The sequence below is a fragment of the Bradyrhizobium sp. CCGB20 genome (assembly GCF_024199855.1).
GTDB lineage: Bacteria > Pseudomonadota > Alphaproteobacteria > Rhizobiales > Xanthobacteraceae > Bradyrhizobium.
In genome coordinates, this window is sequence record NZ_JANADN010000001.1 from 4,573,047 (window position 1) to 4,584,838 (window position 11,792).

Consider the following 11,792-nt stretch of genomic DNA (forward strand, 5'->3'; position numbering starts at 1 on the left):
GGGTGCAGGTTACGTCGGGGAGACCTACTCCCGCAAGGCGGGGACAATCAGGAATGGAATCATTCCGAGGATCACGCTCGCAAGTGCGAAGACGAGCAGGAGATTGTAACCGTGCGTGACGTCGTGGATGAGGCCGCCGCTCCATGAGCCGAATGCCGAACCCAATCCGCTGCCGATCGAGATGGTGCCGAAGATCGTGCCGACGCGCTTGCCGCGAAAGATCTTCATCGCGGTCGCGGTGATCAGCGGGCCCCGCGAGCCCATCATGCTGCCGAAGCAGACGACGAATCCGGTGAGCAGGATGATGTTTGGATAATACTGAAGCAGCCAGAGCAGGGCGATGCCGATGATCGAGATCGCGTAGCTGAGCAGCACCGACGGCCGGCGCCCGATCAGCCCATCGAGCGCGGAGACGCCGAGCATGCCGAACACCAGGACCACGCCGGAAAAACCCCAGGCGGTCGCGGCCTGGAGCGGCGGAAAGCCGGCGTCGATGAGATAGGCGACGATCTGCGCGGCGATCGCATACATGCCGACCGCCGTGAAGAAGAAGGTCGAGAACAGCGCCCAGAAGGCGTGGTGACGCATCGCGCTCACAAGCGTCCAGCCGTTGTCGACGAAATGCGGATCGGTCTTCTTCGCGACATGCGGCGAGCCCGAAGCGAACGTCCGCCACGGCAGCAGCATGAGCGGCACCAGCAGGCCCAGGGCGGCGAGGCCGAACAGCTGATAGGTCTCGCGCCAGCCGAGATGGTCGATCAGGAGCTGCGAGGCCGGCAGCAGTGCCAGCACGCCGCCGCCCATCGCCGAATAGACCACCGCCATCGCGGTCGGCAGCTTCGGGCCGAACCAGCGGCCGAGCAGGATCGAGTTCGGCACATTGCCGATGAAGGCGACGCCGATGCCGACGCAGAGTCCGATCGAGAGCTGGAATTGCCAGAGCGCCTGCGCGTGCGCTGCAATGAGGAAGGCCGAGCCGAGCAGGAACAGTCCGAGCGCGTAGACGATGCGCGGTCCGGAATGATCGAACAGACGTCCGACCAGCGGCGCCGTCAGTCCGCTGATGAGCCAGGTCAGTGAATAGATCGAGACGACCTGCGCGCGATCCCAGCCGAAGTTTTCGGAGATCGGCTTGAGGAAGACCGTGAAGCTCTCGCTCAGGCCGCGACCGAGCACCGCGAGCGTGAAGCAGAGCGCGAGCACCACGAGCGCGGTTCGCACGGCGCTCCGTTGATCACCCGCGATTTGTTCCCTGGGCGTGTTCTGATCCATTGCTCGTCAGGGAGCGCGCATCTGCGCGCCCTGACAAGCATCAAAAGCTCATACGCCTATGCAGGCCTGATGAGGACGTGCTTCTTCTTGCCGAAGGACAGCTTGATCACGCCCTCCGGCGTCAGATTGGCCGCCAGCAGCGCCATCTTCTCGTCGGTGACGGGCTCGTCGTTGACGCGCAGGCCACCGCCCTTGATCTGGCGACGTGCCTCGCCGTTGGAGGCAACGAGCCCTGCCTTGACGAAGGCGTTGAGCACGCCGAGGCCGGCGTCCAGCTCACCGCGCGGAATTTCCACCGTCGGCAGGCTTTCGGCCAGCGCGCCTTCCTCGAAGGTGCGCCGCGCGGTTTCGGCTGCCTCGTTGGCCGCGTCGCGGCCGTGCAGCAGTGCGGTCGCTTCGGTGGCGAGCACCTTCTTGGCCTCGTTGATCTCGGAGCCGCCGAGCGCCTCGAGCTTTCTGATCTCGCTCATCGGCAGCGTCGTGAACAGTTTCAGGAATTTGCCGACGTCGGCGTCCTCGGTGTTGCGCCAGTATTGCCAGAAGTCATAGGGCGAGAACTGGTCGGCGTTGAGCCAGACCGCGCCCTGCGCAGTCTTGCCCATCTTGGCGCCGGACGCCGTGGTCAGCAGCGGCGTCGTCAGCGCGAACAGTTGGTGCGTGCCCATGCGGCGGCCGAGATCGACGCCCATGATGATGTTGCCCCACTGGTCCGAGCCGCCCATCTGCAATTTGCAGCCGGTGCGCTTGGCGAGCTCGACGAAGTCGTACGCCTGGCAGACCATGTAGTTGAACTCGATGAAGCTCATCTCCTGCTCGCGCTCGAGGCGCAGCCGCACGGAATCCATGGTCAGCATGCGGTTGACCGAAAAGTGCCGGCCGACGTCGCGCAGCATCTCGATCCAGTTGAGCTTGGTCAGCCACTCCGCATTGTCGAGCATGACGGCGTCGCTCTTGCCCTCGCCGTAACGCAGCACCTTTGCGAACACGCCGCGGATCGATTCCTTGTTCGCCTCGATCTCGGCGACGGTGCGCATCGCGCGCGTCTCGTCCTTGCCGGAGGGATCGCCCACCATGGTGGTGCCGCCGCCCATCAGCGTGATCGGCTTGTTGCCGGACTGCTGCAGCCAGTGCAGCATCATCATGGTCAGATAGTTGCCGATGTGCAGCGACCGGGCGGTGCAATCGTAGCCGACATAGCAGGTCGCCTCGCCCTTGGCGGCGAGTGCGTCCAGCCCCTCGAAATCGGAGCATTGGTGGATGAATCCACGTTCCTGCAGGGTGTTGAGGAAATCCGATTTAAATGCAGTCATCTGTCGGCGTGCCTGACAATTCTTGGTTTACTGTTTTGGGAGCAATTTAAGGGTCTTCCGTGGGAACTCGATTGCCACCCGCCACTTTGCCTGTGGCATTATAAGATGTGTCCCTCTGGCACAAGATCGGCATGCCGGAGGGGGTCTCTTGAGGACGCTGATCCATGATGTTGACGGCACTCGGTTTGATGAGCGGCACCTCGCTGGACGGGGTCGATGTCGCGCTGATCGAAACCGACGGAAAGCAGGTGAAGGCGTTCGGACCGTCCGGCTACCGGCCCTATGGCCCGGCGGAGCGCAATGTGCTGCGCCAGGCGCTGAGCGAGGCCGTGCACCTGCCGCGACGCGATGCCCGCCCGGGCGTTCTCGCCGAGGCCGAGCGCGCGGTGACGCTGGCCCATGCCGAGGCTGTGGCTGCCTTCATCGCCCAGAACCGGATGAAGCCGGAGGACATCGACATCGTCGGCTTCCACGGCCAGACCGTGCTGCACCGCCCCGAGCGGCGGCTGACGGTGCAGATCGGCGATGCGCCGGCGCTGGCCAAGGCGATCCATATCCCCGTGATGCATGATTTCCGCGCCGCCGACGTCGAGGCGGGCGGGCAGGGCGCGCCGTTCGTGCCGGTCTACCATCGGGCGCTCGTCCAATCGCTGGAGCGGGAAGGGCCGATTGTCGTCGTCAATATCGGCGGCGTCTCCAACATCACCTATATCGACGGCAACGACACGCTGATCGCCTGCGACACCGGGCCCGGCAACGCGCTGCTCGACGACTTCATGTACCGCACCATGAACCAGGCGTTCGATGCGGAAGGAAAGTTCGCCGCACTCGGAAAGGTCGACGAGGCCTGGATCGCACGGGCGCTGGAGCTGCCGTTCTTCGCAAGCCCGCCGCCGAAATCGCTCGACCGCAACGACTTTGCTGCCTTGAGGCTTGGCGATGTCCAGCCGGCCGATGGCGCGGCGACGCTCACCGCTTTCACCGCGGCCGCAATCGCCCGCATCATTCCGTTACTCCCGCGCCGGCCGCGGAGCTGGATCATCTGCGGCGGCGGCGCACGCAACCTCACCATGCTGCGGATGCTGCGGGAACGGGTGGGATCGGCCACCGTCGAGGCCGCCGAGACGCTCGGATGGGCCTCCGATGCCATCGAGGCGCAGGCTTTCGGCTTCCTCGCCGCCCGCGGCCTGAAAGGCCTGCCGCTGTCCTATCCGGCTACCACGGGCGTGCCGATGCCGATGACGGGCGGGGTGATCGCGCGGCCCTGAGGTCCGGCTGATTGATGCAGTTGCATTGATCTTGACAGGTGCATGCAAGTGCATCTATCTTGAATGCAGTTGCATCAAACTGCCGGGATCTTTGTCATGACCGCTTCGCTCAAATTGATCAGCCACAAGCTTTGCCCCTACGTGCAGCGTGCCGTGATCGCGCTCAAAGAGAAGGGCGTGCCGTTCGAGCGGGTCGACATCGATCTCGCCAACAAGCCCGACTGGTTCCTGAAACTCTCGCCGCTCGGCAAGGTGCCGGTGCTGGTGGTGACGACCGACAAGGGCGAGGTCGCGCTGTTCGAGAGCAACGTGATCTGCGAGTACATCGAGGAGACGCAGGGCGGCGCGAGGCTGCATCCTGCGGATGCGCTAGAGCGTGCCGAGCACCGCGCCTGGATGGAGTTCGGCTCGGCGATCCTCGGCGACCTCTGGGGGCTGGAGACCACGACCGATCCGGCGACATTCGAAAGCAAGCGCCAGGCGCTGGCGGCGAAATTCGCGCGCGTCGAAGCCGCGCTCGGCGCGGGTCCCTATTTCGCGGGGCGTGGGTTCAGCCTGGTCGACGCGGTGTTCGCACCCGTCTTCCGCTATTTCGATCTGTTCGACGAGCTGATCGAGCTTGGCATTTTCAGCGATCTGCCGAAGGTGCGCGCGTGGCGGGCGGAGCTTGCAAGACGTCCGAGCGTCCGCACCGCGGTTGGCGCGGACTATCCGCAATTGCTGCGCGCCTTCCTCGTGCGTCACGACGCGCATCTGCTCAAGCTCGCGGCCTGAGCGCACGCCGATGTCGCCATCCATGGCCTGGCTGATGCTGGTGATCGCAGGCCTGCTCGATGTCGGCTGGGCGATCTCGATGAAATATGCCGAAGGCTACACGCGGGTGGGCTGGAGCATCGTTTCGCTCGTGCTGCTCGCGGCCTTTGTTGTCCTGCTCGGACGTTCCTTGAAGGTGCTCGAGGTCGGCGTCGCCTATTCGGTGTGGACCGGCATTGGTGCTGCCGGCACCTTCGTCATGGGCGTCGTGCTGTTCGGCGAGACCTTGAGCGCGATGAAGCTTGCAGGCATCGCGCTCGTCCTGATGGGAATCGCCGCGCTCAAGCTGGCTTGACCCGTGCGCCTCAGCGCACGTTGGCCAGACGCATGTCGAGATACGCCGTGATGGTTTCCATCAGCGGCTCGAGCTTGGCGTCGAAGAAGTGGTTGGCGCCGGGGATGATCTGCTGGTCGATCACGATGCCCTTCTGCGTCTTCAGCTTCTCGACCAGCGTGTTGACGTCCTTGGGCGGCACCACCGCGTCCTTCTCGCCATGCACGATGAGCCCAGAGGACGGGCAGGGCGCCAGGAACGAGAAGTCATAGAGGTTGGCCGGCGGCGCGATCGAGATGAAACCCTCGACCTCGGGGCGGCGCATCAGAAGCTGCATGCCGATCCAGGCGCCGAAGGAGAAGCCGGCGACCCAGCAAGCGCGCGCTTCGGGATTGATGGTCTGCGCCCAGTCGAGCGCGGCCGCCGCGTCCGACAATTCGCCAGTGCCGTGGTCGAACGAACCCTGGCTGCGGCCGACGCCGCGGAAGTTGAAGCGCAGCACCGAGAAGCCGCGATGCGCAAACGCGTAGTAGCACTGGTACACGATCTGATGATTCATCGTGCCGTGAAACTGCGGATGCGGATGCAGGATCATCGCAATCGGCGCGTTCTTCTGCTTGGCCGGATGATAGCGGCCTTCGAGACGGCCGGCAGGGCCAGTGAAAATAACTTCAGGCATGGATGATCTCTGGATTGATTGGCTGGAGAGCACGTCCTTGGCAATCAACCGATTGTGGCCTCATCGGCAGATGCCGACGAAAGCGCGAATGGAAGGGTGAGAAGGCCGTGCGCCTCGCGGTGATGCGCGATTGGCGCGCGGTGACTTGACGGCCGCGTTCTAACATAGGCTGCGGGGCAAAAAGCAAGCATCTTCGACATCCGTCAATGGACTCAGGAGCTTAGCCGGTCATCCCGGTGTCACGCCAATAACGGTGTGGATCGAGCGGGGGGACGGTTAAGCTCAGCGCTGTTGCGGCAACCAATTGGAATCACGATTGATTATTGGCTGCCGGGCGATCCGGGAGGCGATTCACGCAGGCGCGGTGCGGCCTCCGAGCGAGGCGACCGCGGGCCGGTAGCGGCGGCTGCCCCCAAGCGTCTTGCCGGTGTCGAATGTGAGCTCGAAATCCCCTGACGGCTTGAAGTCCACGCCGCTCACCCGGTCGAGGTTGGCAAGCCTCGTCCGGTGAACGCGCACGATGGCGAAGCGGGCGAGCTCGCTTTCGGTCGCGGCAAGCGTCCCCCGGATCAGGTGCTGGGTGCCGTTGGCAAGGCTGTATTCGATGTAGTTTCCGGCGGAGGCGACCCACAGGATGTCGCGCGGTGCGACGCGAATGCGGCTGGTTCCGTCCCGGAGCCAGATCAGATCGGGGGATGGTTGCTCCAGCGGAGCGGCTGGCATGGACAGGGCCGCGCGGGCCGCCTTTCGCAGCTCACGACGGCTTTCGATCAGCCAGAGCGTTGCCCCGATCAGCAATGCCGTCACCGCGTCCTTGCGGAACTCGTACAGGACCACCGCCAGCGAGAAATGGAAGTCGTAGGCGCTGCCGACCAGCCAGAGCATGAATTTCCGGAGCCCGACCATGCCGGTGATGTGGAGGGCCGAGAAACCGAGCAGCGCGACGGCACCGATTCCGATTTGCGCCGCCAGTCCCGTCGTCCGGCGCATGCGCCGAACGGACAGCATCAGGATCGGCACGAGCAACAGGATGACGATGATGCTCGTCAGCTCCCACAATAGTCGCCGGCCGACATCGCTGCTGTCACCGCGCCAGGCGGCGTCCTGTGCGCCGGAGAGCGCATTGACGATGCCGATGGCGAGCGCGATGGCCGCAATCGCACCTAACGTCGTCCAGTCGCCGCCGTTGATCCCGGCGAGCCAACCGCTTGTCCCGGACGACGACGCCTCGTCCCCTCGCGGTCGGCTCTGATCCCAAACCGTCTCGACGCGCTCCGTTTCGGGAGCATTTTGGCCGTCAGTCATGGCCCGAAAACCGCGTTTGTCGTCCCGTCAAGGAGCAGAGAACCATGTCAGCACCGCAGCAAATTTCGACCCCGGAACGACGCATCGATCTGGACTGGGTGCGGATTTTAGCCTTCGGGCTCCTGATCTTCTACCACGTCGGCATGCTCTACGTGTCCTGGGGATTTCACATCAAGAGCGAGCACCGGCTGACCTGGCTGGAGCCGGTGATGCTGGTGCTCAATCCGTGGCGGCTGTCGCTGCTGTTCCTAGTCTCCGGGGTCGCCAGCCGCTTCATGCTGGGCAAGTTTCTGGGCAAGTACCGGCTCGCCGCCTTCGCGCGCGCCCGGTCCGCGCGGCTGCTGATCCCGCTGATCTTCGGCATGCTCGTGATCGTGCCGCCGCAGTCGTACCTCCAGATCGTCGAGAGCCTCGGCTATCCCGCAGGTTTTGCCGACTTCTACCTGCAGCACTATCTGGCGTTCAGCTCACAGTTCTGTCCGAACCCGTGCATCGTGCAGCCGACCTGGAACCATCTCTGGTTCATCGTCTATCTCTGGGTCTACACCATCGCCTTGGTTGGCGTGCTGTCCCTGTGGCCGGCGGCCGCGGACTGGATCGGCGAGAGGTTGGCGGCCGCGCTCGCCGGGCCATGGCTGCTCGTGCTGCCGTGCCTGTTGTTTGCAGCCTGGCGGCTGTTCCTGTCGCCGATCTTCCCGTCGACGCATGCGCTGTTCGGCGACTGGTACAACCACGCGGACTATGCGACCGCATTCCTGATCGGCTTCCTGCTTGCACGCGAGGACGGCATCTGGCGCGACATCGAACGGCAACGTTGGATGGCGCTGATGATTGCAGCCGCTTGCTTCGCCGTCTTCATCCTCATTTATGCCGGCTTGTTCCCGCGGTCGCCGATGCTGCGATGGTTCGCCGGCTCGGCCTATGGCTGCTACCAATGGGTCGCGATGGCCGCGGTCCTCGGTTTTGCGCGACGCCATTTGACGGCCGATGGCCCGGTGCGCCGCTATCTGACCGATGCGATCTTTCCCTATTACATCGTGCATCAGACCGCGATCATCATGATCGCGCACGCACTGCGGGGCAGCGGGCTGTCTGCCGGAAGCGAGGCCGCCGTCGTGATATCAGCCACCGCGCTGACCTGTGTGGTCAGTTACGAGATCGCGCGGCGCGTCGCCTGGCTGCGTCCGCTGTTCGGGCTGCGGACGGTGCCCCGTTCCGTCGCCGGGATCGCGCAGCAACAGCCGGCCTGATGTGCGGCGGCTGCCGATTGGCGCGATGGCAAAAGGTGCTAAGAGGGCGCCATGCCGAGCCGTGTCTATCTCGACTGGAATGCGACCACGCCGCTGCGCACCGAGGCGCGCGCAGCGATGCTGGCCGCTTACGAACTGATCGGCAATCCGTCCTCGGTTCATGCCGAGGGGCGCGAGGCGCGCCGGCTGGTCGAGGACGCCCGGGCCAGGCTTGCAGCGGCCGTGGGCGCCTTGCCGCGCAACGTCGTCTTCACCTCCGCGGGCACCGAGGCCAACGCGCTGGCACTGTCGCCGGGCCTGCGGGGCCGGTCCGGCGGCCCGGTTGAGCGGCTTCTGGTTTCGTCAGTGGAGCATGCGTCGGTGCTGTCAGGCGGCCGGTTCTCGGCCGACAAAATCAGCCAGATCCGGGTCACACGCGCCGGCGTCATCGACCTCGACCATCTGAAGGCGCTGCTCGGCGACGGCCCGCCGGCCCTGGTTTCCATCATGGCCGCCAACAACGAGACAGGTGCAATTCAGCCGGTCGCGGAGGCTGCAGGGATCATCCACGAGGCGGGAGGCCTCCTGCACGTCGATGCAATCCAGGCGCTGGGGAAAATCCCGTTCGATATTAAGGTTATAGGCGCGGACCTTGCGACCTTTTCTGCACACAAGATCGGCGGTCCCAAGGGCATCGGCGCACTGGTCGTGGCCGAGGGAATTACCGGACTGGAGCCAGTGCTGCGGGGCGGCGGGCAGGAGCTGAACCGCCGCGCCGGAACCGAGAATGTCGCAGGCATTGCCGGATTCGGCGCGGCTGTGAAAGTAGCGCTTCAGGCTCTGCCGGAGGATGCGGAGCGCATGGTAACCCTCAGGGAACGCTTGGAAAATGGCATTTGCGCCATTGCGGGCGGGACGGTCTTCGCGGACGACGTGAAGCGGTTGCCCAACACGGTCCTGTTCACCGCGCCGGGCCTGAAGGCAGAGACCGCCGTGATCGGCTTCGACCTGGAAGGCGTCGCCGTCTCCTCAGGTTCCGCCTGTTCCTCCGGCAAGGTCCAGCCGTCCCACGTGCTGTCGGCTATGGGGTATGATGCCACCATTGCCCAAGGAGCGGTGCGTCTCAGTCTGGGCTGGTCCACGGAACCAGATGATATCAATAGGGCGTTAGAGGCTTGGCGAAAGCTTGGTAATACCCTACTTAGAGGCTAAGCGACGAAACACGGCTTGAACGGTTCTAAGCACGTGCTTTCCGCAGAAAAACATCGTAATAGTCGTTTGAGTTTGATCCACCGCGGTCCTTGAAACCGCGAGCGGAGGATGGAATGCCAGCCGTACAAGAGACGGTCGAGCGCGTGAAGCGCATCGACGTCGACCAGTATCGTTATGGGTTTGAGACCCTGATCGACTCCGAGAAGGCCCCCAAGGGGCTGTCGGAAGAGATCGTAAAATTCATCTCGCAGAAGAAGAACGAGCCCGCCTGGATGCTCCAGTGGCGGCTTGAGGCCTATCGGCGCTGGTTGACCATGACCGAGCCGACCTGGGCGCGCGTCGATTATCCCAAGATCGACTTCCAGGATCTCTATTACTACGCGGCGCCGAAGCCGAAGAAGACGGTCACCTCGCTCGACGAGATCGATCCGGAGATCCTGAAGACCTACGAGAAGCTTGGCATCCCCTTGCGGGAAGTCGCCATGCTCGAAGGCGTCGAGCCCAAGCCCGGCGAGGAAGACCCGGCCCGCCGCAAGATCGCGGTCGACGCGGTGTTTGATTCGGTTTCGGTTGCGACCACGTTCAAGGCGGAGCTGAAGAAGGCCGGCGTGATCTTCATGCCGATTTCGGAGGCGATCCGCGAGCATCCCGAGCTGGTGCAGAAATATCTGGGATCGGTGGTTCCGACCTCGGACAATTTCTACGCGACGCTGAACTCGGCGGTGTTCTCCGACGGCTCGTTCGTCTACGTGCCGCCGGGCGTGCGCTGCCCGATGGAGCTGTCGACCTATTTCCGCATCAACGAGCGCAATACCGGTCAGTTCGAGCGCACGCTGATCATCGCGGACAAGGGCTCCTACGTCTCCTATCTCGAGGGCTGCACCGCGCCGCAGCGCGACGAGAATCAGCTTCATGCCGCCGTGGTCGAGCTCGTCGCGCATGACGACGCCGAGATCAAATATTCGACGGTGCAGAACTGGTACCCGGGCAACTCGGAAGGCAAGGGCGGCATCTACAACTTCGTCACCAAGCGTGGCGACTGCCGCGGCGATCGTTCCAAGATCTCCTGGACCCAGGTCGAGACCGGTTCGGCGATCACCTGGAAATATCCGAGCTGCATCCTGCGCGGCGACAATTCGAGCGGCGAGTTCTACTCGATCGCGATCTCGAACGGCTTCCAGCAGGTCGACTCGGGCACCAAGATGATTCACCTCGGCAAGAACACGTCGAGCCGCATCATCTCCAAGGGCATCGCCGCCGGCAAGTCGCAGAATACCTATCGCGGTCTGGTTACCGCGCATCGGAAAGCGACTGGCGCGCGCAACTTCACGGCCTGTGATTCCCTGTTGATCGGCGACAAATGCGGCGCGCACACGGTGCCGTACATCGAAGCTAAGAACTCCTCGGCGACGTTCGAGCACGAGGCGACGACCTCGAAGATCTCCGAAGACGTGCTGTTCTACTGCATTCAGCGCGGTCTTTCGCAGGAGGAGGCGGTCGGCCTCGTCGTCAACGGCTTCGTCAAGGACGTGCTTCAGCAGCTGCCGATGGAATTCGCGGTGGAAGCGCAGAAGCTGATCTCGATCTCGCTTGAAGGGTCAGTCGGCTGATCGCCGACCCCTAGCGGTGCGCTACGGCGCTCCATGCATCATTTTGAATAGACTGGACACCAAGATGGCTTTGCTTGAAGTGAAAGACCTGAAGGTTCGTGTCGAGGAGCGTGAGATCCTCCACGGGCTGACGCTGACCGTGAACGAGGGCGAGGTGCACGCGATCATGGGGCCGAACGGCTCCGGCAAGTCGACGCTCTCCCACGTCATCGCCGGCAAGCCCGGCTACGAGGTCACCGACGGCCAGATCCTGTTCAAGGGCGAGGATCTTCTGGAGATGGATCCCGACGAGCGCGCCGCCAAGGGCGTGTTCCTGGCGTTCCAGTACCCGGTCGAGATTCCCGGCGTCGCCACCATGACCTTCCTGCGCACCGCGCTGAACGCGCAACGCAAGGCCCGCGGCGAGAGCGAATATTCGACCCCGGACTTCCTGAAGAAGGTCCGTGAGGTCTCGAAGTCGCTGAACATCCCGCAGGACATGCTCAAGCGCGGCGTCAATGTCGGCTTTTCCGGCGGCGAGAAGAAGCGCAACGAGGTGCTGCAGATGGCGCTGTTCGAGCCGAGCCTGTGCATCCTCGACGAGATGGATTCCGGCCTCGACATCGACGCGTTGCGCATCGCGGCCGACGGCGTCAATGCGCTGCGCTCGCCGGGACGCGCGATGGTCGTGATCACCCACTATCAGCGGCTGCTCAACTACATCGTGCCCGATTTCGTGCACGTGATGTCGAAGGGCCGTGTCGTGAAGAGCGGCGGCAAGGATCTGGCGCTGGAACTGGAAGCGTCCGGCTATGCCCAGTTCGAGGATGCCGCGTAAGGA

The 11,792-nt window shown here is 63.9% G+C and carries 11 protein-coding genes; 7 read left to right on the top strand and 4 right to left on the bottom strand.

Annotated features, from left to right (window positions below; all coding sequences use genetic code 11):
* Positions 1–24: 24 nt before the first annotated feature.
* Both NLM15_RS21085 and tyrS read right to left on the bottom strand, forming a co-directional pair.
* Positions 25–1,272, bottom strand: a complete 1,248-nt coding sequence (locus NLM15_RS21085) for an MFS transporter (protein ID WP_254119045.1) — start codon at positions 1,270–1,272, stop codon at positions 25–27.
* 56 nt (positions 1,273–1,328) lie between these two features.
* Entirely contained in the window at positions 1,329–2,582 is a 1,254-nt protein-coding gene (tyrS, locus tag NLM15_RS21090; RefSeq protein WP_254119047.1) for a tyrosine--tRNA ligase, read from the bottom strand.
* Positions 2,583–2,746: 164 nt separating this feature from the next.
* On the opposite strand from tyrS, the gene NLM15_RS21095 reads away from it, so the two are divergent.
* The 3 genes from NLM15_RS21095 (at position 2,747) to NLM15_RS21105 (ending at position 4,958) form a co-directional block, all read left to right on the top strand.
* The gene (locus tag NLM15_RS21095; protein WP_254119049.1) at positions 2,747–3,850 is read left to right on the top strand and encodes an anhydro-N-acetylmuramic acid kinase; all 1,104 of its coding nucleotides are present in this window, start codon (positions 2,747–2,749) and stop codon (positions 3,848–3,850) included.
* 96 nt (positions 3,851–3,946) lie between these two features.
* On the top strand, positions 3,947–4,624 hold the full coding sequence (locus NLM15_RS21100; RefSeq protein WP_254119051.1) for a glutathione S-transferase family protein: 678 nt from the start codon (positions 3,947–3,949) through the stop codon (positions 4,622–4,624).
* Positions 4,625–4,634: 10 nt separating this feature from the next.
* Positions 4,635–4,958 carry a multidrug efflux SMR transporter gene (locus NLM15_RS21105; protein ID WP_254119052.1) on the top strand — a complete coding sequence of 108 codons (324 nt, stop codon included), beginning with the start codon at positions 4,635–4,637 and terminating at the stop codon, positions 4,956–4,958.
* A 10-nt stretch (positions 4,959–4,968) separates the two neighbouring features.
* Here the strand turns inward: NLM15_RS21105 and NLM15_RS21110 are convergent, their stop codons facing one another.
* Complete coding sequence (locus tag NLM15_RS21110) at positions 4,969–5,616, bottom strand: alpha/beta hydrolase (RefSeq protein ID WP_024337874.1); 648 nt, start codon at positions 5,614–5,616, stop codon at positions 4,969–4,971.
* A 351-nt stretch (positions 5,617–5,967) separates the two neighbouring features.
* Complete coding sequence (locus NLM15_RS21115; protein ID WP_254119054.1) at positions 5,968–6,921, bottom strand: LytTR family DNA-binding domain-containing protein; 954 nt, start codon at positions 6,919–6,921, stop codon at positions 5,968–5,970.
* Between the two features lie 44 nt (positions 6,922–6,965).
* Between NLM15_RS21115 and NLM15_RS21120 the strand changes: the two genes are divergently transcribed.
* From NLM15_RS21120 to sufC, 4 genes are all read left to right on the top strand, one after another.
* On the top strand, positions 6,966–8,171 hold the full coding sequence (locus NLM15_RS21120) for an acyltransferase family protein (RefSeq protein ID WP_254119055.1): 1,206 nt from the start codon (positions 6,966–6,968) through the stop codon (positions 8,169–8,171).
* A 51-nt stretch (positions 8,172–8,222) separates the two neighbouring features.
* Positions 8,223–9,362, top strand: coding sequence for a cysteine desulfurase family protein (locus tag NLM15_RS21125; protein WP_254119057.1), 1,140 nt, complete (start codon positions 8,223–8,225; stop codon positions 9,360–9,362).
* 113 nt (positions 9,363–9,475) lie between these two features.
* The gene (sufB, locus tag NLM15_RS21130) at positions 9,476–10,972 is read left to right on the top strand and encodes a Fe-S cluster assembly protein SufB (protein ID WP_028144823.1); all 1,497 of its coding nucleotides are present in this window, start codon (positions 9,476–9,478) and stop codon (positions 10,970–10,972) included.
* A gap of 64 nt (positions 10,973–11,036) precedes the next feature.
* Positions 11,037–11,789, top strand: coding sequence for a Fe-S cluster assembly ATPase SufC (gene sufC, locus NLM15_RS21135; RefSeq protein WP_018641709.1), 753 nt, complete (start codon positions 11,037–11,039; stop codon positions 11,787–11,789).
* Positions 11,790–11,792: the final 3 nt, after the last annotated feature.

What these genes read in the sequence shown, in the direction of transcription:
- NLM15_RS21085 (WP_254119045.1), bottom strand. Translation starts at nt 1,272, where the DNA reads ATGGATCAGAACACGCCCAGGGAACAAATCGCGGGTGATCAACGGAGC.
- tyrS (WP_254119047.1), bottom strand. Translation starts at nt 2,582, where the DNA reads ATGACTGCATTTAAATCGGATTTCCTCAACACCCTGCAGGAACGTGGA.
- NLM15_RS21095 (WP_254119049.1), top strand. Translation starts at nt 2,747, where the DNA reads ATGATGTTGACGGCACTCGGTTTGATGAGCGGCACCTCGCTGGACGGG.
- NLM15_RS21100 (WP_254119051.1), top strand. Translation starts at nt 3,947, where the DNA reads ATGACCGCTTCGCTCAAATTGATCAGCCACAAGCTTTGCCCCTACGTG.
- NLM15_RS21105 (WP_254119052.1), top strand. Translation starts at nt 4,635, where the DNA reads ATGTCGCCATCCATGGCCTGGCTGATGCTGGTGATCGCAGGCCTGCTC.
- NLM15_RS21110 (WP_024337874.1), bottom strand. Translation starts at nt 5,616, where the DNA reads ATGCCTGAAGTTATTTTCACTGGCCCTGCCGGCCGTCTCGAAGGCCGC.
- NLM15_RS21115 (WP_254119054.1), bottom strand. Translation starts at nt 6,921, where the DNA reads ATGACTGACGGCCAAAATGCTCCCGAAACGGAGCGCGTCGAGACGGTT.
- NLM15_RS21120 (WP_254119055.1), top strand. Translation starts at nt 6,966, where the DNA reads ATGTCAGCACCGCAGCAAATTTCGACCCCGGAACGACGCATCGATCTG.
- NLM15_RS21125 (WP_254119057.1), top strand. Translation starts at nt 8,223, where the DNA reads ATGCCGAGCCGTGTCTATCTCGACTGGAATGCGACCACGCCGCTGCGC.
- sufB (WP_028144823.1), top strand. Translation starts at nt 9,476, where the DNA reads ATGCCAGCCGTACAAGAGACGGTCGAGCGCGTGAAGCGCATCGACGTC.
- sufC (WP_018641709.1), top strand. Translation starts at nt 11,037, where the DNA reads ATGGCTTTGCTTGAAGTGAAAGACCTGAAGGTTCGTGTCGAGGAGCGT.